The organism is Nocardiopsis ganjiahuensis DSM 45031, from assembly GCF_000341085.1.
Classification (GTDB): Bacteria; Actinomycetota; Actinomycetes; order Streptosporangiales; family Streptosporangiaceae; genus Nocardiopsis; species Nocardiopsis ganjiahuensis.
The window spans coordinates 141,361-167,923 of record NZ_ANBA01000007.1; the positions used below are offsets into that span (position 1 = coordinate 141,361).

The following is a 26,563-nucleotide window of genomic DNA, read 5'->3' on the forward strand; positions in this document are numbered from 1 at the left end:
GGGAGCATGCGGTACCGCGAGGACTTCGACAGAGAGGTCGAGGTACAAGAGGCCTGGATTCCGATGGCCGACGGCACACGCCTGCACGCGCGCCTGTGGCTGCCGACGGACGCGCTGGAGGACCCGGTCCCCGCGCTGCTGGAGTACCTGCCCTACCGCAAGGGTGACTGGACCGCGCCGCGCGACGCGCAGCGCCACCCCTACTACGCCGGCCACGGCTACGCGTCGGTACGGGTGGACCTGCGCGGATCCGGCAACTCCGAGGGCGTGATGCGCGACGAGTACGCCGAGCAGGAGCTCGCCGACGGCGTCGAGGTCGTCGAGTGGCTCGCCGCCCAGCCCTGGTGCACCGGGAAGGTCGGCATGTTCGGGATCTCCTGGGGCGGGTTCAACTCCCTCCAGATCGCCGCCCGGCGCCCCGAACCGCTCAAGGCGATCGTCACCGTGTGCTCGGCCGACGACCGCTACGACAACGACGTGCACTACATCGGCGGCTCGGTCCTGGGCATCGACATGATCGGCTGGTCCGGCACCATGCTGGCCTTCACCGCCCGACCGCCGGACCCGACCGCCGTCGGTGACGCCTGGCTGCCCATGTGGCGCGAACGCCTCGACGCCCTCGAACCGTTCGTCCACACGTGGCTGGACCACCAGGAACGCGACGACTACTGGCGCCACGGCAGCGTGTGCGAGGACTACTCCGCCATCGACGCCGCCGTCCTGGCCGTCGGCGGCTGGGCCGACCCCTACCGGGACACCGTGCTGCGGCTGACCGAGAACCTGCCCGGTCCGGTGCGCGGCATCCTGGGCCCCTGGGCCCACCAGTACCCCGACATCGCGCTGCCCCCGGGCCCGCACATCGGATTCCTGCAGGAGACCGTGCGCTGGTGGGACCACTGGCTCAAGGACGCCGACAACGGCGCCATGGACACACCGCGCCTGCGCTCCTGGATGCAGGAACCGGTCCCGCCCGCCACCGCCTACGACCAGCGGCCCGGCCGCTGGGTCACCGACGACGCCTGGCCCTCGCCGGACACCCGGTGGACCGAGCACACGCTCGGCGGCGGCGCCCCCGTCCAGGTGCGTAGCCCGCAGCACACCGGAATCGACGCGGGCCGGTTCTTCCCCTACGGCAACGCCACCGACCTGCCGCCCGACCAGCGAGAGGAGGACGGCCGCTCCACCTGCTTCGACACTCCCGCGCTCACCCGGCGCACCGAGATCCTCGGCCGCGCCCGGGTCCGCCTGCGAATGGACTCCGACCGGCCGAAGGGGACGGTGATCGTGCGCGTGTGCGACGTGGCCCCCGACGGCTCCTCCACCCTCGTCACCCGGGGCGTGCTGAACCTGGCCGGCCGCCGCGGCCGCGACCGCACCGAGCCCTGGACCCCGGGGACCCCGGAAGAGGTCGAGGTCGAGCTGACCGGCACCGGCTACGCCTTCCCGGCCGGTCACCGCGTCCGCGTGGCCGTGTCCACGGCCTACTGGCCGTGGGTGTGGCCCCAGCCGGACGACCCGACCCTGACCCTGTGGCCCGCCGACAGCGCCCTGCTCCTGCCCGAACGCCCCGAGGGCACCGACACGGGCCGGGCTCCGGTGGAGTTCGACGAGCCCGAACAGGCCGCACCGCTGCCGATCGTGCGGGGAACCGCCTCCGAGCGCCCCGAGCGCCTGGTCACCCACGACGTCGGCACGGGGGAGTGGGTGCTCGACGTCGACCCCAACTACGGGGGGACGCGCACCTACCCGGACGGCCTCGTCTACACCGAGAGCGCCCGCGAGCGCTACCGGATCCGGGTCGACGACCCGCTGTCGGCCGTGGCAGGATCCGAGTGGGAGATCAGCCTACGCCGTGAGGGATGGGACGTTCTGGTGCGCACATCCAGTGAGCTCAGCGCCACCGCCGAGCACTTCGTCGTGCACAGCACGCTGGAGGCGTTCAACGGGGGAGAGGTCGTCGAGGTCAAGGAGTGGCGCCGGGAGATCCCCAGGACGTCGGGATGACGGCCGCGCCGGAGGGCGCCGCCCCCGGTGGTCCGGGGCCCAAGCGTCGGGCGGTGGCCCCGGACAAACGCACCAGGCAGCCCACCGAGGTCCGCAGGAGGCTCATCCTGGAGGCCGCGGTGCCGCTGGTCTCCGAGCACGGAGCCGGCCGGGTGGGACTGCGGGACATCGCCCGGGCGGCCGGGGTGTCCGTCGGCACGGTCACCTACCACTTCGCCGGGGTCAAGGAGATCATCAGCGAGGCGGTGTCGATCGAGATCGACGGCTACTACCGCCCGCTGGGTGAGCGGATGCTGTCCGCGCCCACGGCGGCCGAAGGCCTGGAAATCCTGGTCGAGGGTGTGTTCAACGCCGAGACCGACCGCCACTGGCGGCTGTGGTTCGACAGCTGGCTCTCCTCGGCCACGCTCGCGCCCGACTCCCACCAGCACCGCCGCTACGAGCACTGGTCGGACCGCGTGGCCGAGCTGATCACACGCGGGCGGGACTCCGGCGAGTTCCGCTGCCCGGACGTGCAGGAGACCACCACCCGCCTCAACGCCCTGGTCGACGGCCTGGCCCTGCGCCGTCTGCGCGGAGCCCCGCCCCTGTCCCTGGAACAGGCGCGTACCCACCTGCGCGGCTTCCTCGCCTCCGAGCTGGGGCCGGCCCAGGTGCGGTCGGGGCCGCCACGGGCGGACTGACACCGGCCCGCCCCCGGGAGGTCCGTCTCCCGGGGGCGGGCGGCCGGTGCCCGTTCGCCGGAGGGGAGGGGTTGACAGATCCTTGACGCGGACGGGTGCCCGCCCGGTGGACCGGCACCGCGGCCGAGACCCCCGCACCTCCGGCTCCGGTCAGCCGCTGACGTAGTCCGCCAGGTGCCGGCCCGTGAGGGTGGAGCGGTCGGCGACGAGGTCGGCGGGGGTGCCCTCGAACACGACCCGGCCGCCCTCCTGACCCGCCCCCGGACCGAGGTCGATGATCCAGTCCGCGTGCGCCATGACCGACTGGTGGTGCTCGATCACGATCACCGACTTCCCCGACTCCACCAGCCGGTCCAACAGGCCGAGCAGGTGCTCGACGTCGGCCAGGTGCAGACCGGTGGTCGGCTCGTCCAGGACGTAGACGCCGCCCTGGTCCGCCATGTGCGTGGCCAGCTTGATCCGCTGGCGCTCACCGCCGGACAGCGTGGTCAGCGGCTGTCCGAGGCTGAGGTAGCCCAGACCGACGTCGGCCAGCCGGGCCAGGATCTTGTGGGCGGCGGGGGTGCGCGCCTCGCCCCCGCCGAAGAACTCGGCCGCCTCCGACACCGACATCGCGAGCACCTCGCTGATGTCGCGCCCGCCCAGGCGGTACTCCAGCACCGAGGTGTCGAACCGCTTGCCCTCGCACTCCTCGCAGGTGGTCGCGATGCCGGCCATGAACCCGAGGTCGGTGTAGACCACCCCGATGCCCTTGCAGACCGGGCAGGCCCCCTCGGAGTTGGCGCTGAACAGCGCGGGCTTGACCCCGTTGGCCTTCGCGAACGCCTTGCGGACCGGCTCGAGCAGTCCGGTGTAGGTGGCCGGGTTGCTGCGCCGCGAACCGCGGATCGGGCTCTGGTCGATGGACACCACACCCGCGTCGGCGGTCCCGGCCCCCTTGATCAGCGACTCCTGCACGAGGGAGCTCTTGCCGGAACCGGCCACACCGGTGACGACGGTGAGCACCCCCAGCGGGATGTCGACGTCGACGTCGCGCAGGTTGTGCGTGTCCGCGCCGCGCACCTTCAGGGCGCCGGAGGGCGTGCGCACCTTCTCCTTGAGGGCTGCCCGGTCGTCGAGGTGGCGGCCAGTGGCGGTGCCGCTGCTGCGCAGCCCCTCCACCGTGCCCTCGAAGCAGACGGTGCCGCCTTCGGCGCCCGAGCCGGGGCCCAGGTCGACGACGTGGTCGGCGATCGCGATCGTGTCGGGCTCGTGCTCCACGACCAGCACCGTGTTGCCCTTGTCCCGCAGCCGGAGCAGCAGGTTGTTCATCCGCTCGACGTCGTGCGGGTGCAGGCCGGCGGTGGGTTCGTCGAAGACGTAGGTGGTGTCGGTGAGCGAGGAGCCCAGGTGGCGGATCATCTTGGTCCGCTGTGCCTCACCGCCCGAGAGCGTGCCCGCCGCGCGGTCGAGCGAGAGGTAGCCCAGGCCGATCTCCACGAACGAGTCCAGGGTCTGCCGGAGCGCCGTCAGCAGGGGAGCGGCCGAGGGCTCGTCCAGGTCGCGGACCCACGCGGCCAGGTCGGTGATCTGCATCGCGCAGGCGTCGGCGATGCTGATCCCCTCGATCTTCGAGGACCGGGCGGCCTCGCTGAGCCGGGTCCCCTCGCACACGGGGCAGTCGGTGAAGGTGACCGCCCGTTCCACGAACTCCCGGATGTGCGGCTGCATCGCCTCCTTGTCCTTGGACAGGAACGACTTGCGGAGCTTGGGGATCAGCCCCTCGTAGGTGAGGTTCGACCGGTCGACCTTCACCTTGACCGGCTCGTGGTACAGGAAGTCGCGCATCTCCTGTTCGCTGTAGTCGCGGATCGGTTTGTCCGGGTCGAAGAACCCCGACGCCTTGTAGGTCCGCACCGTCCAGTAGTCGTCGGACTTCCACCCGGGGATGGTGAACGCACCCTCCGAGAGCGACTTGGAGTCGTCGTAGAGCTCGGTGAGGTCGAAGTCGGTGACCTTGCCCCGGCCCTCGCAGTTCGTGCACATGCCGCCGGTGCGGCTGAAGGTCTGCTTCACGGTCCTGCGGTCACCGCGTTCGACCGTGATCGCGCCGCTGGCCCGCACCGAGGCGACGTTGAAGGAGAACGCGTGCGGGGAACCGACGTAGGGCCGCCCCAGGCGGCTGAACAGGATCCGCAGCATCGCGTTGGCGTCGGTGGCGGTGCCGACCGTCGAACGCGGGTCGGCGCCCAGCCGCTCCTGGTCGATGATGATCGCGGTCGTCAGACCGTCGAGGACGTCCACGTCGGGCCGGGGCATGGTCGGCATGAAGCCCTGCGCGAAGGTGCTGTAGGTCTCGTTGATCATCCGCTGGGACTCGGCGGCGACGGTGCTGAACACCAGGGAGCTCTTGCCCGACCCCGAGACGCCGGTGAACACCGTCAGCCGGCGTTTCGGGATCTCGACGCTGACGTCCCTGAGATTGTTCTCGCGCGCTCCGTGCACCCGGATCAGGTCGTGGCTGTCGGCCACGTGCCGCTCGGGCGTGCTGGTGTTCTCGCTCATCTTGTCCTCGGGCATGGGGCAGCTGTCGCCGTGGCGGATCGGACGGTTCGGGCGCGGGTGCGCGCGGCCGCGGTCACTTCAGCCCCTTGATCCGGAGGAGGTTGCCGGCCGGGTCGCGGAAGGCGCAGTCGCGGACGCCGTAGGGCTGGTCGGTCGGCTCCTGCACCACCTCGGCGCCGCCGGCCTCCAGCCGCTCGAAGGCGGCGTCCACGTCGGGGGTGGCCAGGTTCAGGAAGGCGTAGGTGCCCTTGGCCATCATCTCGACGATGGTCCGGCGCTCCTCGTCGGTGACGCCGGGGTCGGCCACCGGCGGCTCCAGGACGACGGAGGTGTCGGGCTGGCCGACGGGGCCGACCGTGATCCAGCGCATCCCGTTGTAGCCGACGTCGTCGCGGACCTCGAAGCCGAGGACGTCCCGGTAGAAGGCCAGGGAAGCGTCCGGGTCGGTGTGCGGCAGGAAACTGGCGTTGATCGTGATGTCCATGCCGGTGATGTTACGACCGGCCCCTCGTCCGCGCTTCTTGATTCCTGATCGGTCTCGTCACCTGCTTGACCACGCACGAGGGCATGCCCTCGGTCTCGGGCTCCGCTTCCACCTGGCGCCGGTAGGCGCTGGGCGGAATCCCGACCAGTTCGGTGAACCGGGTGCTGAAGGTGCCCAGGGAGGAGCAGCCGACCTCGAAGCACACTTCGGTGACGCTGCGGTCGCCGCGGCGCAGCAGCGCCATCGCGCGCTCGATGCGGCGGGTCATCAGGTAGGAGTACGGCGACTCGCCGTAGGCGCGCCGGAACTCACGGCTGAGGTGTCCCGCCGAGATGTGCGCGTCACGGGCCAGCGCCTCCACGTTCAGCGGCTGCGCGTACTCGCGGTCGATGCGGTCGCGGACCCGGCGCAGGCGGGCGAGGTCGCTGAGGTGTCGTTCCGCTGCGGATGAACTGGTCACGTTGCTCATTGTGCCACTGCGGAGCGCTGGACCCCGGACTTCCGCCGTTCCGGGCGGCGCGCCGGGGCTGACCTCGGGAAACGCTCTCCGGGGCGGGTCGGGAAACGCTATCTTGCCACTGGTAACCGAAGAGTCACCGCTGGTCACACCCCCCGACCGCGGTCTGATCCGAAGGAGAGCCCCGATGCGAGCGGCCCTGATGTACGGCGCCGGCGAGGTGCGGGTGGAGAACGTGCCCGATCCGGTGCTGGTGGAGCCCACCGACGCCCTCGTGCGAGTGGTGGGCACCTGCGTGTGCGGCAGTGATCTGCACGCCTACCGGGCCATGGCCGCCTCCGCCGAGGGAGTCCGGACCGGGCACGAGCTCGTGGGTGTGGTGCAGGAGGTCGGCCGGGAGGTGTCCTGGGTCAAACCCGGCGACCTCGTGGTGTCCGCGTTCGCCTACGCCGACAACACCTGCGTCCTCTGCCGGGAGGGCCTGCACACCTCCTGCCCGAACGGAGGTCTGCTCAGCGGGGCCCAGGCGGAGGTGGTCCGGGTGCCCCGGGCCCAGGGAACGCTGGTCAGGCTTCCCGTACGGGAGGACTCCGCCCTGCTGCCCTCGCTGCTGACCCTGGCCGACGTCTACGGGACCGGCCACCACGCGGCCCTGACCGCCGGTGTCGGTCCCCGCACCACGGTCACCGTCGTCGGGGACGGCGCCGTGGGGTTGCTGTCCGTGCTCGCCGCGCGGCGGATGGGGGCCGAGGAGATCATCCTGATGGGCCGTCACAAGGACCGCACCGACCTGGGACGGGAGTTCGGGGCCGTCGAGGTGGTCGCCGAACGCGGTGAGGAGGGTGTGGAGCGTGTCCGTGAACTGACCCGCGGCGAGGGCGCCCACACGGTGATCGAAGCCGTCGGCCACCTCGACGCCTACGAGACCGCCCTGGGCGTGGTCCGCCCCGGCGGGACCGTCAGCCGGGTCGGTGTGCCCCAGTACGACCAGGGGCCGATCGGCTTCGCCCCGATGTTCGGCGGCAACGTCACCCTGACCGGTGGGCCGGCCCCGGTGCGCGCCTACATCGAGGAGCTGATGCCCGACATCCTGGAGGGGAGGGTCGAACCGGGGCTGGTCTTCGACCACCACACCGACCTCGACGGTGTTCCCGAGGGGTACCGGCTGATGGACCGGCGCGAGGTCCTCAAGGCCCTGGTCCGCCCCTGAGGGAGCGCCCGCACGGAGCCGCCGCGGCTGTCGCGCACTCGCGACAGCCGCGGTCAGGCCGTGATCAGGCAGATGGCCCGCCTTGGCGGGGTCACACGTCCCAGACGGTTCCGTAGCGGTCGGTCAGCTCGCGCACGTCCTCCGGGGAGAGCACCGAGAACCCGCTTCCCCTGAGCGAGACGACGATGCGCGCGGCCTCCTCCATCTCGACCGCCCCGTCCAGGGCCGCGGCTGGGTCCGCGGCCGCCATGAGGGAGCCGTGGTTGGCGAGCAGGACGGCGTCGGACCGTCCCGGCAGCCCGGCGAGGTTCTCCGCCAACCGCGCGCTGCCGGGAGCCGCGTAGGGAACCAGCGGCGCCTGGCCCACACGCATGACGAGGTAGGGCGTGATGGGCGGCAGCGCGGACGCCGCCGACCACGCGGGCATGCAGGAGGCCGCCGTGGCGTACGGCGAGTGGAGGTGGACGACGGCGCGGGAGCCCTCGGACCTGCGGTACATCTCCAGGTGGAGCGGGAACTCCTTGGACGGCGGCGGACCGGCGGTGTGCGCCCCCGAGTCGTCCAGCACGGCCAGGCGGTCGGGTTCCAGGTCCCGCAGGGAGACCCCCGTGGGGCTCATCAGGGTGAGGTCGCCGACGCGCACCGAGACGTTGCCCGAGGCCCCGGGGCTCAGCCCCAGGTCCACGGCGCGGTGGCCCGCCGCGCACAGCTCCTCCGCGGCCCGGCGTGTCTCCCGGTTCACGCGCCCTCCCAGGCCCGGACGAAGAGGTCCTCGGCACCGAAGTTCCCGGACTTCAGCATGAGGTGGATGTCCTCGCCGTCGCGGTGGCCGCGCGTCCACGCGACGCCCGGGTCGACCTCGGGGCCCAGCGCCAGGGATCCGACACCGAGGCGCCGCATCACGGCACCGCTGGTCTCACCGCCGGCGACCAGGAGCGAACGCACCCCGGCGGCGACCAGGCGCTCGGCGATCTCGGCCAGCGCCTCCTCGATGACCGGTGCGTCCGCGGCGTCGGTGACGTCCTCGGGCGCGGCGGTCGCGTACACGACGAACGGGGCCGCCCCGCCGGCCAGGGCCTGCTCGACGGAGGCGGAGACCACGGCCTCGAAGTCCTCACGCAGGTCAGCGGCGCGGATCTGCCTTCCCCCGCCCGCGGCGAGCGCGTGCCGCACCTGGCCCTGGGTCGCCTGTGAGGCACTGCCCGCCAGCACCACGCGCGGACCGCCGGGCAGGGTGATCGCCTCCTGCCCGGTGTCCCGGGGGCCGTCGAGCCCCTGGGCGAGGGCGCTGCCGCCGGTCAGCAGGCGCAGGCCGTCCGCCGCCGCGGCCAGCGTGGCGAGGTCGGCGTCGCACAGGGCGTCGACGACCACGAACCGGGCCCCGGCGGCGCGGGCCTCCTCGATGGCGGTGCGCACGGCGTCGGCGCCCCGGGACACCACCGGCCAGGGCACCAGGGCCACGTCGTCAGCGCCCCGGCTGACCTGCGGCGCGAGGAGGCGGAGCAGGTTCGAGTCGGTCATGGGCGTGAGCGGGTGGTGGCGCATGGGTGACTCGTCGAGCGGGTCGTCTCCCACGAACAGGTGGCCGCGGTACACGGTGCGCCGGTTCGCGGGGAAGGCCGGGGCGATGACCGTGACGTCCTCGCCCAGGGCTTCCAGGACCGCTTCGGCCACCGGACCGATGTTCCCGGTCGGCGTCGAGTCGAAGGTGGAGCAGTACTTGACGTAGAACCGCTCGCAGCCCGCCTGCCGCAGCCACGTCAGGGCGTCCAGCGACACCGCGACCGCCTCGTCGACGGGCATCGTGCGCGACTTCAGGGCCACGACGACGGCGTCCGCCCCGTCGGCGACGGCGTCGGCCGTGCGCTGTTCACCGTGCGCGTCCGTTCCCAGGACGACGGTGGTGCGGTAGCCGGCGGACGTGAGGGTGATGGCGAGGTCGGTCGCCCCGGTGAGGTCGTCGGCGATCGCGCCGAGAGCCACCATGGTTTCTCCTGTGGGTCGAATGTGTGGGTCGCGAGCGCGGAAGGGGCCAGAAGAACAGGCCCTAGACGAGGCCGGTCGCGATCATGACGTTGAGGACGGCGAACCCGGTGACGCCGGAGATGACCGAGGCCACCCCGATCGAGCGGATGCCCTGCCCCACGGTCATGTTCGACAGCGTCGTCGTGACCCAGAAGCCCGACGAGTTGGCGTGCTTCATGATCTGCGCGCCGGTCGCGCAGGCCAGGTAGACCACCAGCGGCTGCAGGTCGAGTGCGGGCAGCAGCGGCTGCATGATGGCCGCCGAGGTCATGACGCCCAGGATGTTGGAGCCGGTGATCGTGCACACCGCCGCGGCGATGAGGAACGGGATGATGACCGGGGACAGCCCGGTGCTCTCGATGGTCCCCGCGACGTTCTCGGCCACGCCGGTCTCCCGGATGATGGTCGCCAGCGCGCCGCCGACACCGGTCAGCGCCAGGGGCATCGCCGCGACGCGCAGACCGGCCTCGAAGAGGTCGTTGAGCGTGGACTTGTCCCGCCAGCGCCCCCGGAACAGGGGCAGGGCGAGCAGGCACGCGATGAACAGCGCCACCGTCGGTTCGCCGATGAACAGCACGGTCGCGGTGATCCACGAACCCTCCGGCAGCACCGGGCCCGCCAGGGAGGCGAAGACGATGAAGGCGATGGGGGTCAGGATCGGGAGCAGGGAGCCCAGGAGGCTGACGCGGGGGGCGTCCCCGGCGCTGTCGGATCCGGCGCCGTCACCACCGGTCCCGGAGGCCTCGGCCGGTCCGCCGCCGGAGGCGCCCGCCAGGTGTTCGACGAACTCGGGCTTGGGCGGCACGTACGTCTTGGTCCGGGAGAGGTAGAGCGTGGCGGCCAGGACGCCGGGGACACCCACGGCCAGGCCGTAGACGATGGCCTCGCCCATGCTGACGCCCAGCAGCGACGCCGACGCGAGCGGACCGGGGCCGGGCGGGATGACCGAGGTCATGACATAGGCGCCGAGGTAGAGGATCGGGCCGAGCTTCATCATCGAGATGCCCGTGCGGTAGGCCAGGGCGGAGACGATGGGGATGAGCATGACCACCGCGGTGTCCGCGATGAGCGGGATGCCGAGGACGGTCGAGGCCAGGGCGATGGCCCAGGGCACCTTGTTCTCGGAGAACAGCCGCAGGGCCGTCTCGGTGATCTTCATGGCCGCGCCGCTCAGTTCGAGCATCTTGCCGAGGACGCAGCCGAAGATGATCAGGAGGCCGACGCTGGCGAGCGTGCTCCCGAAGCCCTCCTTGACCAGTTCGATGGATCCGGTGCCGCCCATGCCCAGGACCAGGCCCAGAACCACGACGACGATGAACAGCGTGGCCACGGGGTGGACCTTGAAGCGCGCGATGAAGAGTACGAGCACGGCGATGGCGCCGAGGAACGCCAGGAGCGTGAAGAGGTCCGACACGTCACTGCCCTCCGTTGTCGAGCGGAGCGCTGTGGCTCCAGGCGTCGAGGAGCGTGTCCTCGGGGTCGGCCAGGTCGTCCAGGCGCAGCAGCTCGCCGGCTGCCACGTCGCGGGCCAGGGTGGCGTGCGCCGCCAGGTAGAGGGGCGCGACGCCGGCGGGGGAGTCGGCGGCGTCCAGCAGGACGGGCGCCACCCCGGTGACGTCGTGGTGGTGCCCGCCCATGTCGAGCCTCGTGCCGGCGGGCAGGAGGGTGCGGGCGCGTCCGGCCAGGACCGCGTGCCGGGCCGGGCGCCGCGCACCCGCCGCCCGGTGGTGGTCGGCGGCCGCCAGCACGCTCAGGGGGGTCTCCACACCCATGAGGTGGTAGGGCAGGTACAGGCAGGCGTAGCGTCCCGAGCGCGAGACGACGTGGCCCTTCTGTTCGAGGAGCTCCCAGGTGACGCGGTCGCCGGTGCGTACGACGGCGAACACCCCGCCCGCGAAGGAGGCCTCCTGCGGCAGGCGCAGGACGCTGAAGACGTCCACGACACCGGACCTGGTGAGGATCCCGCCGTCGTCGGCGAGCGAGTAGACGTCGGCCAGCTCGGCTGTGCGGGCGATGGGGTAGTGCAGCGTCTCCACGTCGGGCACCAGCCCCGTGTGGTTGGCGACCACACCCATCTCGCAGTAGTCGGCGGCGGCCGACCGCTGGATCCCGGCGACAGCGCGGGCGCGGGCGGCGAGCGTGGCGGGCACGTCCTCGCCCAGCGTGAGCAGGGAGCCCAGCTCCGGGGCGTCGATCTCCTGGTCGAGCTGGCGCACCCGCCCCGTGTCGGGGTCGAACACCAGGTCGTACTCGCCGGACTTGCCGATCGCGACGACGTCCAGTCCGAGGAGCCGGGTGCGCTCGTACCACTCGACGAGGTTGGCGGGCTGGTCGCCGATCCCGGGCGTGTACACCACGCCGCGCTCCTCGGCGAGAGCCGCCAGGGCGATGCCCGCGACGGAGTCGACCTCCTTGGAGACCATGACCACGTGGCGGCCGGTTCCGATGGCCAGGCGGGCCGCCCCGGTCCCCGCCACCGGGTTGCCGGTGGCCTCGACGAGCACGTCGTAGTCCGCGTGCCCGAGCAGGTCGGCGTCGGCGATCACGGCGATCTGGTCGCCGGTCAGCGCGGCCAGCTCGCCCGGGGTGGAACACGTCCTCAACGAGGCGGCCGGGTAACCGAGTTCGACGCACAGGTCGATGGTCCCCGCCGTGTCCAGATCGCACAGGACGGAGGGGCGCAGCCGGTCCATGCGCGGGGTCTGGGTCAGCAGGGTGCGGGCGAACCCGCCTCGCGCCCCGGTGATCGCGTAGCGCACGGTCGGCAGCGGTGTGCCCGTGGTGCTGGTGGCTTGCATGGTTCTCCTTCTCTCACGTCACGGTGAGCACGGTGCTCGCAACCGTGACGGCAACACGCCCTGTTTAACAGCAGAGGAACATGTGAGTCAATAATTATCACGCCTCGTATCATCTGGTAACACTCGCTACCATGGTCCTGTGAATGAAGACGAAGGAGGACGATGATCCCGGCGCAACGGCGTGAGCTGCTCCTGAGGGAGCTCCGCGGCACAGGCGTGCTGAGTGTGAAGGAGTTGTGCGACATCCTCGGCGTCTCGCACATGACGGTGCGCCGCGACATCATGACCCTGGAGGAGGAAGGGCGGGTCCGCTCCGTCCCGGGCGGGGTCGAGCTCGCCTCACAGGTGCGCTCCGAGCCCTCCTACCTGGACAAGTCGCGCGTCCACCTGGACGAGAAGCGCGCGATGGCCCAGGCGGCCGCGGCCCTGGTCGGGGACGGCCAGACCGTCTACCTGGACGCCGGGACCACACTGGGCCACCTCGTGCCGTCGCTGTGGGGGGTCACCGGCCTCACTGTCATCACGAACGACCTCACCACGGCGGCCGCCCTCAGCGACCACCCCGACCTGTCCCTGTACTTCGTCGGCGGGCAGATCGACCGCGAGAACCGCTCGGCGGTGGGCGACATCGCGGCCGACACCGTCTCCGAGTTCAACATCGACGTCGCCTTCGTGTCGACGAGCTCGTGGGACATCGGGCGCGGCTCGACCACGCCCTCCCGGGCCAAGGTCGCGGTCAAGCGCGCGGCGATGGCGGCGGCCTCGGCGTCGGTGCTGGTCGCCGGGGCCGACAAGTACGGGGCCTTCGGAACGTTCAAGGTCGCCGCGCTGGAGAGCTTCTCCTCGGTGATCACCGACGACCGGCTGGCGGATTCGTCCGCGCGCGCGATACGTGAGCTCGGTGTCGGGCTGGAGGTCGTGACGCCCCAGGGCGGGTCCGGCGAGGGCGCGGGCCCCGGTTCCGACGGCGTGGTGAGGCTTCAGCCCACGGTCTGAGCCCTTCGCCGGTTCCGGGGCCCGTGGAAACTGCTGCATCCGCCACTGGATAGCGCTTACCACGAGAGTCCGGGAACCTCCTTCTCCCTTCTCGCGCGCACGGCGGACTGGTCGGGCGGTACCCGGAGTGACGTCGTCGACTCGCCGTCAGTTCCCGGTCAGGCAGAAGGGGTGACCGGCCGGGTCCACCAACACCCGCCACCGGTCACCCCCGGGCTGTTCCTCGGCCTTGACGGCCCCCAACCCCAACAACATCGCCTCGGCCTCCGCCAGGTCGTCGACCGCGAAGTCCAGGTGGAACTGCTGCGGAGCCCCGGGATCAGGCCACTGAGGCGCCTGATAGTCGTCAACCCGCTGAAAACCGACCACCAACCCGTCCGGCCGCCGGAGAGCGGCGAATTCCGCACCGCTGTCCGGATGCGGCTCCCATCCGGTGGCCCGCTGATAGAAGGCGGCCAAGACCCGTGGATCAGGACAGTCAACGGTGATGGCGGTGAGTTCCAACTGCACTGGCACGAACGGCTCCTCTGCGAAATCGACCTCGGCGCAAGCCTGACCTATGGTGGTGAAGCCCATTGTCGGCGTTCATGCGAAAGGGTTCCCCCATGTCCCCCCTGTTGATGCTCACCCTCGCTGTCATCGGGATCGTCGGCGGCACGATCGGCTTGATCCGGTACATGCGGAACAGCTGAGTCCGAGACGCGAATCCGTGCGAAATCTTCTCGGGTTCAGTCGGTCGGGGCGATGGACACCCGGAAACGCATGAAAGGCTTTTTGTCTCCAGAGGCGGAAGTCTAGGCGCGGTGCGTGCGGAAGTCGCGGGCCCCCGGGGCCAGGGCGGCCAGGGCGGGGGCGGCGACGCACAGGGCGGCGCAGGCCAGGAGGACGCCCTGTGTGCCGAAGAGCTGGGCGGCGGGGGCGATCAGGGCCAGGCCGACCGGGGCGAAGCCGTAGGCGAACAGGAAGTCCAGTGACGACACCCGGGCCAGCTTGTCCGGGGCGACCTCGCGCTGGGCGGCGGTGAACCACGGGACGTTGAACAGCTCCACGCCCACGCCCACGACCGCGTAGGCGGCGAACACCCAGAACGCGCCGACCGGGAACACCAGGCTCAGCGGGGCCAGGGCGTACAGGGCCAGACCGAACAGGGCCCACCAGCCCTGGGCGCGCGGTTTCCACCGGGCGACCAGCAGCGCGCCGATCAGCGCACCGCCCGTGTAGGCGGTCAGGGCTCCGGCCAGGACCGCCTCCGTGCCGTAGTGGTCGCGGCTGGCGAGGGGGAGCAGGACGCTGGTCGCGGAGTAGCCCAGGGCGATGACCACGGTCAGGGCGCCCAGCCCGGCGAGGAACCAGGTGTGGCGGCGGGCCTCGGTGAGGCCCTCGGCGAACTCCACGTGGAACGGTGCCCGGGCGGGGCGGTCGGGGGGCGGGGCCCCGCCGCCCCGGGGCAGCAGTGCGGCGGCGAGCCACAGGGCCGCCGTGATCAGCAGGAGCGCCTGGGGTCCGGCGACCGTGGACAGCAGGGCGGTCAGCCCCGGTGCGATGAAGGTGACCCCCCGTACGGAGAAGGTCAGGGCCGCGTTGGCCTGCTGGCGGTCCTCGACGGCGACCACCTCGGCGGTCAGCGCCTGGAAGGCGGGCCGGCAGGCCCCCTGGCCCACGCCCACGACGGCGGCGGCCACGGCCATCAGCGCCGTGGAGGTGCCCAGACCCGCGGCGAGGACGGGACTGGCGGCGGCCGCCGCCAGCCCGGACCACAGGACCACCGCGCGGCGCGAGTGGCGGTCGGCGAGCAGCCCGCCGAGGGGGACCGCGACCAGGAACCCGGCGGTGCGGGTGGCCAGGACCAGGCCGAGCCCCACCGCGCTCAGTGAACCCTCCAGGACCGCCAGGCCCAGGATGAACGGCATGGCCCAGGTGGCCAGTCCGGAGGCGGTGGTTCCGCACCACAGGCGGACGAAGGACGGCCGGAGCAGAGGGGTGCCGCGGCGCTCCAGCTGGCTGGTCGTGTTCGGCGGTGTGGTCGGGGACACGAAGAGTACTCATCTCGGATCGGGGTGTGTTGGTCCTACTCTAGTGAAAACGATAATCACTTGCGCAATAATTGGCCAACTGACTCGCTGCCAAGGCGTGGGGTGCTTCGGGCGATAGGTCCGCCAGGTGCCAGATGTACCTCTCTGCAGGGGTTGGCGTCCGGGCGGAGGGGGCAACGATTTCGTGGAACGAGTGGGTTTACGGTGACAACGATTTTCATTTTCGCTATGGTTCCCGGGTCGGTCCGAAACCGGTGTCCCATCGGACGGGCCGTTGCCCGAACCCCTCCCCAGTAGGCCCTGCCGTAGCCCTGCCACCGGAAAGGCGGACACCCGAGAACCCGCCCCTCCGTCAGTCGAGCCCCCGAAAGACGAGCCCCGAAAGGCATCGCGTGCACCCCTCCCAGATCGCCCAGCTCCCCCCTCCGCTGCCGGCCGAGCAGATCATCGGCCTCAACCGGCCCAAGGTCGACCTGCACACCCTCCGCGGCTACTCCTGGAACGGGTGGGAGTTCGACGTCCCCCCTGAGGTGTTCCTTCCCGGTGCGACCAGCCGCATGATCCACCAGCGCATCCTCGACGACGACATCGACGTGCGCGGCCGCGTCTACGCCGCCATGGGCGTCGGGCTCGGGGTCGAGGCGGTGGTCGCCGGTCTGCGCGGGGCCGAACGCGTCCTCGCCGCGGACGTCCACCCCGCCAGTGTGAAGGCGGCCGAGCACAACTACCGGCGGCTCGTCGGTTCCGAGAGCCGGACCGAGCTCGTCCCACTGGTCTCCGACCTCTTCGCGGGGTTCCCCCCGCGACCCCGGCTCGACGTCGTCACCTTCAACCCGCCCGCCGTGAGCCAGCCGGTCAGTGAGGACCCCGACATCGTCCGCAACGTCTGCGCGGGCCGCCCCGTCACCGACGCCTTCTTCACCCAGCTCGCCGAACGCGACCTCCTGGCACCCGGGGGCGAGGTCTACTTCGTCGCCTCCAACACCGCCGACCTGCGCCAGATCATCGGCCACGCCGCCGACTGCGGATTCACCGCCCACGTCCACCACCTGCACGACTGGGACGACGGCGTCCTGACCTACCTGTTCCGCCTCACCAGGGAGACCGGCAAGTGAGCGACCCCCGAACCCCCGCCGCCCCGAGCGACAGCAGCCCTGACGCCCCCCGGCCCCCCAGCGGCCCGCGTGACCTCGAAGAGCTGCGCCTGTCCGTGCTCGCCACCCCCGACCTGCCTGTCGCCACCAGCGTGTTCTGGGTCCACCACGGCACCCGCCTGGCCGGGGGCGACGTCACCTACCTCAACCAGTACGTCCTGGTCCGCATCGGCCGGGCCTTCGGCGCGTGCGCGTTCGAGGCGGGCAGCCTGGAGCCCGAGGTGTGCGCCGAACTGTCCGGCAGACCCGTGGCCGACCTCCTGAGAGGCCCGGCCCCGGTACGGCTGGCCGCTCTGGACGCCTACCTGGGCCAGGCCCGACCGCACTCCGAGGACCCCCGAGCCGAGCGCCTCACCCTCCCGTACGGCACCCCCGAGGAGCGCGCCGTCGCCCGGGACCGCGCCATCGCCGGCCTGCTCCCCGAACCCGAGGGGCGGCGGATCGCGCTCATCGGTGTGGTCAACCCCCTCGTGGCCGCCATCCGGGAGCGGGGCGGCGAGTGCCTGCCCTGCGACCTGAACCTGCGCCGCACCCAGTGGGGCGACCCCGTCAGCCCGGACATGGAGGAGGTCCTCGCCGAGGCCGACGCCGTCGTGGCCACCGGCATGACCCTGGGCAACGGCACCTTCGACCGGATCCTGGAACGCTGCCGCGACCGGGGGGTGCCGCTGGTCCTCTACGCGCAGAGCGGCAGCGCGGTCGCCCGGGCCTTCCTCGGCTCCGGTGTCACCGCGGTGTCCGCCGAGCCCTTCCCGTTCTCGCAGTTCAGCGCAGAACCGACCCACCTCTACCGATATCGAGAAGGAACCGACGAGTGACCCTTGGAACTGGACAGGCGACCTGCCACCACGGCGAGATCCTCCAGGGCGTGTTCCTGGACGGGCGGGGACGCCCGACCCGTGGTCTGGTCACCCTGCCGATGGCCGACCCCCGCACCCGGGCGCTGTTCACCCCGTTCTCCGCGAGGGCGCCGCGCCGTGTCGTCGTCGACCCGCCGGACCGGGCCAAGGCGGCCCGGGCCGCCGAGCTCGCCGTCGCCGAGTGCGCGCGCGTGGGCGGGGTGCGGCCGGTGGGCGGATACCTCAGCGTCCGGGGCGGAGCGTCGCCCGGCCTGGGCATGGGGTCCTCCACGAGCGACGTGACGGCGGCGGTGCGCGCGGTCGCTGCGGGGCTCGGGGTGGAGCTTCCGCCGGACTCGGTCGCCCGGGTCGCGGTCGCCGCCGAAGGAGCCAGCGACCCGGTCATGTTCGGTGACCGGCCGCTGCTCTTCGCCCAGCGCGAGGGCCGGGTCCTGGAGGAGTTGGGGCCCGAGTTGCCGGAGATGGCGGTTGTGGGGTGTTTGACCGGAAGTGGCCAACCGGTCGACACCCTCTCCCTGGCGGGTACCGCACGACGGGGGGACATCGCCGTCTACGAGAGGTTGCGTGCCGCGCTGCGTACCGCCATCACCGAACGCGACGTGGCCGGAATCGGGCACGTGTGCACCGAGAGCGCCGTGCTCAACCAGCGTGTGCTGCCCAAGGAGGAACTGGGCACGCTGCGTGAGATCGCCCGCGGCTGCGGGGCGGTGGGGATCCAGGTGGCGCACAGCGGCAACGTCGCCGGGATCCTCTTCGACGCCGCCGACCCCGAACTCGGCGTCCGGCTCGACGCGGCCGTCGACCGGCTCTGCGGGGCGGGTCTCACCCCCCACCGCGTCTTCTCCACGGCTGCCGCGTCCGGAGCGGCCGCCTTCGCATCCGCACCCACCGTCCCCGAACCGGCCGCCCTCGCGGCGGTCTCGTCAGCACCGGCCCCTCCGACCCAGAGCACCGGGGAGCGATCTTGGACGACCATGTTTCCGAAGCCATTGCCAGACCTGACCTGATCGACCTCGGCGGGGGCCTGCTGTGCCTGCGCTTCGAGTCCATGAAGGTGGCCTCCGCCCTGGCGGCCGTACGCCACCTGCTCGACACCGGGGTGGTCCGACCCGGTGACACCCTGATGGACAGCTCCAGCGGCATCTACGCCTACGGGCTGGCGCTGGCCGCCCACCGGTACGGGCTGCGCTGCCACATCATCGGCTCCACCACCATCGACCACCCGCTCCGCCTGCAGCTCTCCGTCCTGGGCGCCACCCTGGAGCAGATGCCGCCCTCGGACGACCTGCGGCTCGACCAGAACCGCCGGGTCCGCAGGGTCAAGCAGGTGCTCCGGGAGCACCCGGACTACCACTGGATGCGCCAGTACCACGACGTCGTCCACGGCCTCGGCTACCGCGCGGTGGCCGACCAGATCCGCAAGGAGGCCGGTGACGGACCGCTGAGGCTGGTGGGCGGGGTGGGTTCGGGGGCCTCCACCGGGGCGCTCGCCCGCTATCTGCGGGAGAGCGCCCCGGACACCCCGCTGGTGGGCGTCCAGCCGTTCGGCAGCGTCACCTTCGGCAGCGACCGCGTCACCGACCCGCAGATCATCATCGCGGGCATCGGCAGCTCGATCCCGTTCGGCAACGTCGACCACACCCTCTACGACACCGTGCACTGGACCGGCTTCGACGCCGCCCTGGCCGGGAGCGTGGACCTGCTCCGCCGTCACGCGGTCTTCGCCGGACTCTCCGCGGGCGCCGCCTACCTGGTGGCCCGCTGGGAGGCGGCGGCCGACCCCGAGCGGCGGGTGGTGTTCGTCGCCGCCGACACCGGACACCGGTACGTGGACACGGTCTTCGCCCGCCACGAGGAGGCGCTCGCCGTCGACGACCTCTCCCCCCGGGAGGTCGGTGACCTGGAGGAGCTCTCTCCGCCCTGGTGCCGGATGGACTGGGGGCGCCGGACCGCCCCCGACCAGGCGGTCCACCGGGCCGACTGAGGTCGGGACCACGGAAGGCAGGGGCCCGGGCTCAGGGGGAGAGGAGCCCGGGCCCCTGTTCTCAGGCTCTGCCCTCCCAGCGCACGGGGGCTCAGGTGCGCGGCAGCACGCCCAGGAGCGTCGAGGTGAAGGAGACCCGTAGAGCGTCACGCAGCTCCATGTGGAGCGCGCCGAGGGCGGGCTCGTCCGCATAGGCGGCGAGGAGGCTGGGCGGAGGCGGGACGTAGGACGACAGGGCGCCCGCCGAGACGAGGCTTGTCAGGCAGAACAGTTGCGCGTCGTCCCCGAGCTCGGGCACATGGCCGCGCACGAGTTCGGACATGGCCGCGAGCTTGGTGAGGGAGGATCGCTTGTGCCGCTTGACCACCTCGACCGAGACGTTGTGCTCCAGGACGCCGCCCTGTGCGCCGAAGAGGTCGCACAGCACCACCCGGCTCGCCAGTGACCGACTGAGGACCTCGGCCAGCTGGCTCGCCCGCTCTTCCGGTGCCGCGTGTGCCTCGACACCCGCGGCCAGATCCTCCGCCAGCTCGGCGAGCCAGTCTCCCAGGAAGTCGTCCAGCAGTTCGAGCAGCACGGCCTCACGCGACTCGAAGTACCGCAGGACGTTCGACTTGGCCAGGCCCACCCTCCGGCTGAGCTCGTTGAGGCTCACCTCGGCCACGGGCATCTCGTCGAGCATCGCCGCCGCCGTGTCCAGGATCGCCCGGCGGCGGATCTGTCGTTGCTCCTCGCTTCGCGCCCGCTGGAATGCCATGCCCTCAGCCTAGCTTGGAGACCGCCGGTCCCTTGGCAAAAGACCACCGGTCCCTTATGCTTGCCGCAATAACAGACCGGTAGTCTTTTAGGAGTGTGCCATGAGCGACGACTGGACCGAGCAACACGTCCCCGATCAGCACGGCCGGGTGGCGGTCGTGACCGGCGCCAACACCGGGCTGGGCTTCGAGACCGCCCGGATGCTCGCCGCGCACGGGGCGGCGGTGGTCCTGGCCGTCCGCGACGTCGAGAAGGGCAAGCGGGCAGCCGCCCGCATCACCGGCGACGTGACTGTCCAGGCCCTCGACCTGACCTCCCTGGACTCGATCCGGTCCGCGGCGGCCGACCTGCGTGCCGGCCACCCGCGCATCGACCTCCTGATCAACAACGCCGGCGTGATGTACACGCCGAGGCAGACCACCGCCGACGGCTTCGAGCTGCAGTTCGGCACCAATCACCTCGGCCACTTCGCCCTCACCGGACTGCTGCTGGACCGCCTCCTGCCCGTCCCCGGGTCCCGCGTCGTGACGGTCAGCAGCACCGGCCACCGCATCCGCGCCGCCATCCACTTCGACGACCTGCAGTGGGAGAACTCCTACAGCCGCGTCGCCGCCTACGGCCAGGCCAAACTCGCCAACCTGATGTTCACGTACGAACTGCAGCGCCGGCTCGCACCGCACGGCACCACGGTCGCGGTGGCCGCGCATCCCGGGGTGTCCGACACCGAACTCCTCCGCAACGCACCCGCCGTGTTCCGCGGGCCCATCACCTGGCTCGCGCCGCTGCTCACCCAGAAGCCCGAGATGGGCGCCCTGCCCACCCTGCGCGCCGCCACCGACCCGGCGGTCCTCGGCGGGCAGTACTACGGTCCCGGCAACCGGGGTGAGATCCGGGGGTATCCGAAGCTGGTCGCCTCCAGCCCCGACTCCCACGACCAGGCCGTCCAGCAGCGCCTGTGGACCGTCTCCGAAGAGCTCACCGGAGTGGCGTTTCCCGTCGGGTAGAGCGGCGGTGGCTCCGCGGCGGAGGGGTTTTCCTGAATCCGCCTCCGAAGGGCAGACACCCCGACTCTGCCTCGGGCGTCCCGAATGTCTGCCCCGGCCCGGCGCCCTCGGGCTTCCACGCACTCACCCGAGCGCGCTCGGGGTCCTCACCTCCTGCCGTCAGAGGCCGACCAGCAGGTAGGCGAGCGGTCCGGCGACGAGGACGCTCAGGACCACCCGCTGGAACCAGATGACCACGAGCTTGCCCACCGTCAGCGGGATACGGGTGGCCAGGACACAGGGGACCAGGGCGGAGAAGAAGACGATCGCCGACACGGACACGACGCCGACCACGAGCCGGAGCACCAGGTCCTCGGAGCCCGCGGCGACGGTGGCGGGCAGGAACACCTCCGCGATCCCGACCGAGAGCGCCTTCGCGGCCAGCACGGGGTCGGAGAGCCCCACCACCCACGTGAAGGGCACGAAGACGTAGGCCAGCAGGTCGAAGACCGGGGTGGAGTGCGCCAGCACCAGGCCGATGGTGCCCACCGACATGATCGACGGCAGGATCGACATGGACATCCGCAGCCCGTCGGTGAAGTTCACCCAGACGTTGCGCGGCAGGGACGGCGCCGCGCGCAGGGTCCGCGCGGCCTCCTCCCAGGCGTGGCCCAGGCGGTTGCCGGTGATCTCCTCCTCCGGCCGCGGGTCCGCCCCGGGGAAGGTGTCGTCCGGGACGCGGCTCAGCGGAGGGATGCGGACGAGGATCGCGGTGACCGCGTAGGTCACGAAGAAGGTGAGGAAGAAGTAGGTCAGCCAGATGTCCATCAGGTCCAGCGTGTTCGCGATGACGACCATGAACGTCACCGAGACCGTGGAGAATCCGACCGCGATGATGGCCGACTCCCTGCCCGTGTACCTCCCGGACCGGTAGACGCGGTCGGTGATGAGCAGTCCCAGCGAGTAGCTGCCGACGAACGAGGCCGCGGCGTCCACGGCCGACCGGCCCGGGGTGCGCCACACGGGCCGCATGACGCGCTGCAGGAGCACCCCGACGAACTCCATCAGCCCGTACCCCACGAGCATCGCGAGGAAGACCGCGCCGACCGGGACCAGCAGGCCGACGTTGACGGCCACGGCGTTGAACAGGAAGGGGGCCAGGTCCTCGCCCATGAACCAGTCCGGGCCGATCCCGAGGACCACCATGGAGGCCACGGCCAGGCCCACGATGTTCAGCAGCGCGAACACCAGCTTGACCCGGCTCTGCCGCCAGCTCCCGGTGGCGAAGGGGAGCACCGTCCCGGCGGCGATGATCAGCCAGATCACGTAGGGCAGAGCCGGGCCGAGCGCGGTCTTGAGGAGGGTGACCAGATGGTCCAGCGGGATGGCGTTCTGGGTGCCGACGGTGATCGGGACGAAGAACATGAAGATGCCGATACCGCCGTAGACGGCCAGGCGCCATGCGCCGGTCGTCCTCCCAGCGGTGGCGTTGTCGCTCACGTGGTCTCCTACTGCCTCTGAAATGGGAACATTCCGGGCAGTGAAGCAGAACGTGACGCGGGACACCCGGGCCTGAGAGCAGAAAGAGTCTGGGATCTCGTACATCTCCGCCCTGGAGCGGCGGCTCAGGCCCGGGTCCTCACCCGGTGCGCCTACCCCTCCAGCTCACGCAGGTACTCGGCGAACTTCTCCAGGCCGTCGATGTTGCGCGGCCCGGAGATGCCCTCGTTGAAGTCCAGGACGAAGAAGTTCTCCTCGACCACGGCGGGCACCTCGGCCATGGCGGGGGAGGAGGTGAGGAAGTCGATCTTCTCCTCGGCGGGCTGGTCCCCGTAGTCCAGGATGATGATCACCTCGGGCTCGGCCTCCACCACGGCCTCCCAACCCACCTGGGTCCACCGCTCCTCCAGGTCGCCGAAGATGTTCTCGCCCCCGGCGTGGCCGATGATGTCGTCGGGCGGGACCTGGTTGCCCGCGGTGAAGGGCTGGTCGGTGCCGGAGTCGTAGAGGAAGACCGGGACCGGCTCGCCGTCGGGCGCCTGCTCCTCCACGGCCGCCACCCGCTCCTCGAGCTCACCGACCAGCTCCTCGGCGCGCTCCTCCACGCCGAAGATCCGACCGAGCCGCTCCAGGTCGGTGTACAGCCCCTCGAACGGCCTCACCTGCTCGGGGTGCCCGGGGTAGTTGTAGCAGGACTCGGCGTGCATGAAGCTCTGGATGCCGATCCCGTCCAGGATCTCCGGGGTGATGCCCCGCTGGTCGCTGAAGCCCGAGTTCCAGCCCGCGACGACCAGGTCGGCCTCCGCGTCCACCACCAGCTCTCGGTTGAGCAGGTCGTCGCTGAGGAACTCGACCGCCTCGTAGTCCTCGGCCCACGGCGACTCCGAGACCGGCGGGTTGGCCGGGGGCATCACGTAGCCGTGCACGTGGTCGACCAGGCCCAGCGAGAACAGCTTGTCGGCGCTGCCGCCCTCGTAGGCGACCACGCGCTGGGGGGTCGTGTACTCCACCTCCTCGCCGCAGCGCTGGACGGTGACCGGTCCGGCGCCCGCCTCGGAGACCCCCTCGACCTCGGCGCCGCACCCGGCGAGCAGGACCGAGGCGGCGGCCAGGGGGAGGAGCGCGCGGGGCCGTGCGAGCGGGCCGGACCACGTGCCGGAACGGGGCAGGGAGAGCGGGGCGGACCAGGGGCCGGTCCGGGGGAGGGGGTTCCTTCGGGTGTTCTTCCGGGGGTTCATCGGAGGCCTTTCCTCGCGGGTGGGAGTTGGTACAGCAGCTGGGGGTCCCCGGTGAGGGGGTGGGGGACCACGGACGCCTCGACCCCGAAGACCTCCCGGAGCAGGACCGGCGTCAGGACCTCCTTGGGGGAGCCCGCGGCCACCAGGGCGCCCTCGGAGAGCACCCCGAGCAGGTCGCAGGCCGAGGCGGCGAGGTTGAGGTCGTGCAGGACCACGAGCACGGTGACACCCGCGGCGCGCAGCAGGGAGAGCAGTTCGAGCTGGTGGCGCACGTCCAGGTGGTTGGTGGGCTCGTCCAGCACCAGTACGCGCGGTTCCTGGACCAGGGCGCGGGCCACCAGGACCCGCTGGCGCTCGCCGCCCGACAGTTCGAGCACACCGCGCCCGGCCAGGTGGGCCACGTCCAGCAGCTCCATCGAACGCCGGCACAGGTCGCGCTCGCGGGCGCTCAGGGGCTGGTTCCCCCGCAGGTGGGGCGCGCGGCCCAGGGCGACCAGCTCCTCGACCGTGAAGTCGAGGTCGCTCCCGCTCTCCTGGGTGAGCGCGGCGATCCGCTGGGCGCTCTGTCGCAGGCCCATCGCGGACAGGTCCTCCTCGCCGAGCAGGACCCGGCCCGCGCTGGGGGCCAGCGCCCGGTACACGCAGCGCAGCGCGGTGGACTTGCCGGAACCGTTGGGGCCGACCAGCCCCACCACCTGTCCGTCGGGGACGTCCAGGGTCAGCTGCCGCACGATGCGGGCGCCGCCCAGCTCCACGGAGAGTTCGTCGATGCGCAGGTCCATCAGCGGCCTCCGAACAGGTAGCCGCGGCGGCGCATCAGGGCGATGAACACCGGCACGCCGACCAGGGCGGTGATCACGCCGAGCGGGAGTTCGCGCGGGGCCACGACCACGCGGGAGACCAGGTCCACCCACACCATCAGCAGCGCGCCCGCCAGCGGCGCGACCGTGAGCACACGGCGGTGGTCGGCGCCCACGAGGATGCGCACGATGTGCGGGACGACCAGGCCGACGAACCCGATCGCCCCGCTGACCGCCACCATCGCGCCGGTCATCACGGCGGTCAGGACGAACAGCCGGCGGCGCAGGCGGTCGGAGTCCACGCCGAGGCTGGCGGCGGTCTCGTCACCCAGCGCCGTCACGTCCAGGGAGCGGGCCAGGGAGCGGAGCAGGACCACACCGAGGAGCACGGCGGCCGCGACCACCGGTAGGGATCCCCAGGTGGCCGCGCCGAAGCTGCCCATCGTCCAGAACAGGACGGTGCTGGTGGCCTCGTTGCTGGGGGCGAGGTAGACGATCACGCTCATGACCGCCTGGAACCCGAAGGACAGCGCCACCCCGGTCAGCACCAGCCGCAGCGGGGTGATGCCCATGCGCGAGTAGGAGATGGCGTAGACGAGCAGGGTCGCGGCCAGGGCTCCCGCGAAGGCGCCGACGGAGACCGCGTAGATGCCCAGGAACGAGAACCCGCCGAGCACGCCGACCAGGACCGCGCCCACCGACGCTCCGGAGGAGACACCGAGGATGTAGGGGTCGGCGAGGGCGTTGCGCACCATCGCCTGGATGGCCACGCCGACCACGCCGAGGCCGGCGCCGACGATCGCGGCCAGCAGCACCCGGGGGGTGCGGATCTGCCAGATGATCTGGTAGCGCGTGACCTCGTCGGCCTGGATGCTCCCGGCGCTCAGCGCGGCCCAGAGGTAGCGGACGGTCTCACGCGGGGGGACGACCGCCGAGCCCAGGCCGATCGCCAGGACCACGGACACGGCCAGGACGAGCGCCAGCACGAGGGCGGCGGTGGCGGTGCCTGCGGGGGTGGCCAGCCGGCGGACCTTCGGAGCGGGTCCGGGGGGTGTGGGGGTGTCGGGGGACGTGGGGTCGTCGCCCCGGCCGGAGGACGCGTCGTCGGGCGGGGGCCCGGTGTCCTCCCCGGGCGGAGCGGGGACGTGCCGCATCCGGCCTCTCTTTCTGTGGGGACGGAAGAACCAGTGGATATGAAAACGGTTTTCATTCTAATCACAGACTTGACCGCTTGCGTCCACTTTCGGCTCAGGACCGCCAGGGAACAGGAGGGGGAGGACACACGAAAAAAGCCCCGGTGGGGGGCTTTTCCGGAGACGGGACGCCTCAGATGGCGTTGAGCTGGATGGCCAGGTCGTCGAGGTTCTTCGCGGTCAGGTCGAAGGAGTCCGTCGTACGCGGAGGGTCGCCGACGGGGCGTTCGACGTAGGCGGTCCGCATACCCAGCGCCTGCGCGCCGCGCAGGTCCCAGGCGTGCGCGGCGACCATGAGCAGGCGCTCCGGCGGGCAGCCCGCGTTGGCGATCGCGAGCCGGTAGACGTCGGGGTGGGGTTTGTAGCCGTGCGCGTCCTCGGCCGAGAGCACCTGGTGCCAGCGCAGTCCGGCGTGCGCGCTGATCCGGGTCAGCGCCGCGTGGCTGGCGTTGGACAGGCCGACCACGGGGTAGCGCGAGGCCAGCCGGCCCAGCGCCCGGACGGAGTCCGGCCACGGGTCCAGGCGCCGCGCGGCGGACGCCAGCGAGCGCACCGCCTCCTCGTCCTCGATCCCGAACCCGGCCGCCACGCGTGCCGCCGCCTCCGCGTCGACCACCGTGCTGTCGGCGTAGGGACGGCGGCCCGCGAGCATCTCCTGCTGCTGCTCGTCCACGTACCGGTGCCACAGCTCGACCAGCGCCTCGGCCTCCGCGTCCCCGATGCCCGGCAGTAGCTCCCGAAGACCGCGCTTGATGCCGCCGGGTTCGTCGACCATGGTCCCGAGTACGTCGAAGACGACCAGGTCGATGTCGGGGAGTGCGGTCACAGCAGGAGCTCCTCGGGTTCGTGGGCCACCTGGGT

Annotated in this window: 24 protein-coding genes; 9 read left to right on the forward strand and 15 right to left on the reverse strand. The window is 71.7% G+C overall.

Translation table 11 applies throughout. The annotated features are described in order from the left end of the window. The first annotated feature begins 6 nt into the window (after nt 1–6). Both D458_RS0107350 and D458_RS0107355 read left to right on the forward strand, forming a co-directional pair. Complete coding sequence (locus tag D458_RS0107350; protein WP_017586083.1) at nt 7–2,004, forward strand: CocE/NonD family hydrolase; 1,998 nt, start codon at nt 7–9, stop codon at nt 2,002–2,004. After that, a complete protein-coding gene (locus D458_RS0107355; protein WP_017586084.1) occupies nt 2,001–2,687 on the forward strand; it encodes a TetR/AcrR family transcriptional regulator in 687 nt (228 codons plus the stop codon). Before D458_RS0107350 ends, D458_RS0107355 begins: the two co-directional genes overlap by 4 nt. 150 nt (nt 2,688–2,837) lie before the next feature. Here D458_RS0107355 and D458_RS0107360 read toward each other — a convergent pair whose 3' ends face one another. The 3 genes from D458_RS0107360 to D458_RS0107370 are packed head-to-tail and all read right to left on the reverse strand — an operon-like array spanning nt 2,838 to nt 6,184. Next, nucleotides 2,838–5,246, reverse strand: coding sequence for an ATP-binding cassette domain-containing protein (locus D458_RS0107360; protein WP_017586085.1), 2,409 nt, complete (start codon nt 5,244–5,246; stop codon nt 2,838–2,840). A 58-nt stretch (nt 5,247–5,304) separates the two neighbouring features. Next, nucleotides 5,305–5,715, reverse strand: a complete 411-nt coding sequence (locus D458_RS0107365) for a VOC family protein (RefSeq protein ID WP_017586086.1) — start codon at nt 5,713–5,715, stop codon at nt 5,305–5,307. A 10-nt stretch (nt 5,716–5,725) separates the two neighbouring features. Further along, nucleotides 5,726–6,184, reverse strand: a complete 459-nt coding sequence (locus D458_RS0107370; protein WP_017586087.1) for a helix-turn-helix transcriptional regulator — start codon at nt 6,182–6,184, stop codon at nt 5,726–5,728. 175 nt (nt 6,185–6,359) lie between these two features. Here D458_RS0107370 and D458_RS0107375 point away from each other — a divergent pair, with 175 nt between their 5' ends. Then, a complete protein-coding gene (locus D458_RS0107375; RefSeq protein ID WP_017586088.1) occupies nt 6,360–7,382 on the forward strand; it encodes a zinc-binding dehydrogenase in 1,023 nt (340 codons plus the stop codon). Between the two features lie 91 nt (nt 7,383–7,473). On the opposite strand, the gene D458_RS0107380 is transcribed toward D458_RS0107375, so the two are convergent. The 4 genes from D458_RS0107380 to D458_RS0107395 all read right to left on the reverse strand — a co-directional run bounded on the left by D458_RS0107380 (nt 7,474) and on the right by D458_RS0107395 (nt 12,205). After that, nucleotides 7,474–8,124, reverse strand: coding sequence for a class II aldolase/adducin family protein (locus D458_RS0107380; protein ID WP_017586089.1), 651 nt, complete (start codon nt 8,122–8,124; stop codon nt 7,474–7,476). After that, nucleotides 8,121–9,368, reverse strand: a complete 1,248-nt coding sequence (gene otnK, locus D458_RS0107385; RefSeq protein ID WP_017586090.1) for a 3-oxo-tetronate kinase — start codon at nt 9,366–9,368, stop codon at nt 8,121–8,123. The genes D458_RS0107380 and otnK overlap by 4 nt, the downstream gene beginning before the upstream one ends. Nucleotides 9,369–9,429: 61 nt before the next feature. Further along, complete coding sequence (locus D458_RS0107390; RefSeq protein ID WP_017586091.1) at nt 9,430–10,821, reverse strand: GntP family permease; 1,392 nt, start codon at nt 10,819–10,821, stop codon at nt 9,430–9,432. Nucleotide 10,822: 1 nt separating this feature from the next. Next, nucleotides 10,823–12,205, reverse strand: coding sequence for an NAD-binding homoserine dehydrogenase (locus D458_RS0107395; protein WP_017586092.1), 1,383 nt, complete (start codon nt 12,203–12,205; stop codon nt 10,823–10,825). A 162-nt stretch (nt 12,206–12,367) separates the two neighbouring features. On the opposite strand from D458_RS0107395, the gene D458_RS0107400 reads away from it, so the two are divergent. Beyond that, nucleotides 12,368–13,201, forward strand: coding sequence for a DeoR/GlpR family DNA-binding transcription regulator (locus tag D458_RS0107400; protein ID WP_017586093.1), 834 nt, complete (start codon nt 12,368–12,370; stop codon nt 13,199–13,201). 147 nt (nt 13,202–13,348) lie between these two features. Here D458_RS0107400 and D458_RS0107405 read toward each other — a convergent pair whose 3' ends face one another. Beyond that, complete coding sequence (locus D458_RS0107405) at nt 13,349–13,777, reverse strand: VOC family protein (protein ID WP_017586094.1); 429 nt, start codon at nt 13,775–13,777, stop codon at nt 13,349–13,351. A 218-nt stretch (nt 13,778–13,995) separates the two neighbouring features. Beyond that, complete coding sequence (locus D458_RS0107415) at nt 13,996–15,234, reverse strand: MFS transporter (RefSeq protein WP_017586096.1); 1,239 nt, start codon at nt 15,232–15,234, stop codon at nt 13,996–13,998. Nucleotides 15,235–15,626: 392 nt separating this feature from the next. Between D458_RS0107415 and D458_RS0107420 the strand changes: the two genes are divergently transcribed. The 4 genes from D458_RS0107420 (at nt 15,627) to D458_RS0107435 (ending at nt 19,232) form a co-directional block, all read left to right on the forward strand. Then, the gene (locus tag D458_RS0107420; RefSeq protein ID WP_017586097.1) at nt 15,627–16,349 is read left to right on the forward strand and encodes a class I SAM-dependent methyltransferase; all 723 of its coding nucleotides are present in this window, start codon (nt 15,627–15,629) and stop codon (nt 16,347–16,349) included. A gap of 83 nt (nt 16,350–16,432) precedes the next feature. Then, nucleotides 16,433–17,206, forward strand: coding sequence for a Rossmann-like domain-containing protein (locus D458_RS0107425; protein ID WP_051049624.1), 774 nt, complete (start codon nt 16,433–16,435; stop codon nt 17,204–17,206). Next, on the forward strand, nt 17,203–18,255 hold the full coding sequence (locus D458_RS0107430) for a GHMP family kinase ATP-binding protein (RefSeq protein WP_017586099.1): 1,053 nt from the start codon (nt 17,203–17,205) through the stop codon (nt 18,253–18,255). Before D458_RS0107425 ends, D458_RS0107430 begins: the two co-directional genes overlap by 4 nt. After that, on the forward strand, nt 18,213–19,232 hold the full coding sequence (locus tag D458_RS0107435) for a pyridoxal-phosphate dependent enzyme (RefSeq protein WP_026119084.1): 1,020 nt from the start codon (nt 18,213–18,215) through the stop codon (nt 19,230–19,232). Before D458_RS0107430 ends, D458_RS0107435 begins: the two co-directional genes overlap by 43 nt. Nucleotides 19,233–19,323: 91 nt before the next feature. On the opposite strand, the gene D458_RS0107440 is transcribed toward D458_RS0107435, so the two are convergent. Further along, nucleotides 19,324–19,989: a TetR/AcrR family transcriptional regulator gene (locus tag D458_RS0107440; protein ID WP_017586101.1), complete on the reverse strand. Its 666-nt coding sequence runs from the start codon at nt 19,987–19,989 to the stop codon at nt 19,324–19,326. 100 nt (nt 19,990–20,089) lie between these two features. On the opposite strand from D458_RS0107440, the gene D458_RS0107445 reads away from it, so the two are divergent. Beyond that, complete coding sequence (locus D458_RS0107445; RefSeq protein WP_017586102.1) at nt 20,090–20,992, forward strand: SDR family NAD(P)-dependent oxidoreductase; 903 nt, start codon at nt 20,090–20,092, stop codon at nt 20,990–20,992. 159 nt (nt 20,993–21,151) lie between these two features. Here the strand turns inward: D458_RS0107445 and D458_RS0107450 are convergent, their stop codons facing one another. The 5 genes from D458_RS0107450 to D458_RS0107470 form a co-directional block, all read right to left on the reverse strand. Further along, nucleotides 21,152–22,471 carry a YjiH family protein gene (locus D458_RS0107450; protein ID WP_017586103.1) on the reverse strand — a complete coding sequence of 440 codons (1,320 nt, stop codon included), beginning with the start codon at nt 22,469–22,471 and terminating at the stop codon, nt 21,152–21,154. 152 nt (nt 22,472–22,623) lie between these two features. Further along, nucleotides 22,624–23,709, reverse strand: coding sequence for an ABC transporter substrate-binding protein (locus D458_RS0107455; protein WP_017586104.1), 1,086 nt, complete (start codon nt 23,707–23,709; stop codon nt 22,624–22,626). Then, nucleotides 23,706–24,491 carry an ABC transporter ATP-binding protein gene (locus tag D458_RS0107460; RefSeq protein ID WP_017586105.1) on the reverse strand — a complete coding sequence of 262 codons (786 nt, stop codon included), beginning with the start codon at nt 24,489–24,491 and terminating at the stop codon, nt 23,706–23,708. The genes D458_RS0107455 and D458_RS0107460 overlap by 4 nt, the downstream gene beginning before the upstream one ends. After that, nucleotides 24,491–25,663, reverse strand: a complete 1,173-nt coding sequence (locus D458_RS0107465) for a FecCD family ABC transporter permease (protein ID WP_017586106.1) — start codon at nt 25,661–25,663, stop codon at nt 24,491–24,493. Before D458_RS0107465 ends, D458_RS0107460 begins: the two co-directional genes overlap by 1 nt. Before the next feature lie 172 nt (nt 25,664–25,835). Further along, nucleotides 25,836–26,528, reverse strand: a complete 693-nt coding sequence (locus D458_RS0107470) for a haloacid dehalogenase type II (protein WP_017586107.1) — start codon at nt 26,526–26,528, stop codon at nt 25,836–25,838. Nucleotides 26,529–26,563: the final 35 nt, after the last annotated feature.

Excerpts from the sequence above, each read along its gene's own strand:
- D458_RS0107350 (WP_017586083.1), top strand. The coding sequence starts at position 7 with ATGCGGTACCGCGAGGACTTCGACAGAGAGGTCGAGGTACAAGAGGCC.
- D458_RS0107355 (WP_017586084.1), top strand. The coding sequence starts at position 2,001 with ATGACGGCCGCGCCGGAGGGCGCCGCCCCCGGTGGTCCGGGGCCCAAG.
- D458_RS0107360 (WP_017586085.1), bottom strand. The coding sequence starts at position 5,246 with ATGCCCGAGGACAAGATGAGCGAGAACACCAGCACGCCCGAGCGGCAC.
- D458_RS0107365 (WP_017586086.1), bottom strand. The coding sequence starts at position 5,715 with ATGGACATCACGATCAACGCCAGTTTCCTGCCGCACACCGACCCGGAC.
- D458_RS0107370 (WP_017586087.1), bottom strand. The coding sequence starts at position 6,184 with ATGAGCAACGTGACCAGTTCATCCGCAGCGGAACGACACCTCAGCGAC.
- D458_RS0107375 (WP_017586088.1), top strand. The coding sequence starts at position 6,360 with ATGCGAGCGGCCCTGATGTACGGCGCCGGCGAGGTGCGGGTGGAGAAC.
- otnK (WP_017586090.1), bottom strand. The coding sequence starts at position 9,368 with ATGGTGGCTCTCGGCGCGATCGCCGACGACCTCACCGGGGCGACCGAC.
- D458_RS0107395 (WP_017586092.1), bottom strand. The coding sequence starts at position 12,205 with ATGCAAGCCACCAGCACCACGGGCACACCGCTGCCGACCGTGCGCTAC.
- D458_RS0107400 (WP_017586093.1), top strand. The coding sequence starts at position 12,368 with ATGATCCCGGCGCAACGGCGTGAGCTGCTCCTGAGGGAGCTCCGCGGC.
- D458_RS0107405 (WP_017586094.1), bottom strand. The coding sequence starts at position 13,777 with ATGGGCTTCACCACCATAGGTCAGGCTTGCGCCGAGGTCGATTTCGCA.
- D458_RS0107440 (WP_017586101.1), bottom strand. The coding sequence starts at position 19,989 with ATGGCATTCCAGCGGGCGCGAAGCGAGGAGCAACGACAGATCCGCCGC.
- D458_RS0107445 (WP_017586102.1), top strand. The coding sequence starts at position 20,090 with ATGAGCGACGACTGGACCGAGCAACACGTCCCCGATCAGCACGGCCGG.
- D458_RS0107455 (WP_017586104.1), bottom strand. The coding sequence starts at position 23,709 with ATGAACCCCCGGAAGAACACCCGAAGGAACCCCCTCCCCCGGACCGGC.
- D458_RS0107460 (WP_017586105.1), bottom strand. The coding sequence starts at position 24,491 with ATGGACCTGCGCATCGACGAACTCTCCGTGGAGCTGGGCGGCGCCCGC.
- D458_RS0107465 (WP_017586106.1), bottom strand. The coding sequence starts at position 25,663 with ATGCGGCACGTCCCCGCTCCGCCCGGGGAGGACACCGGGCCCCCGCCC.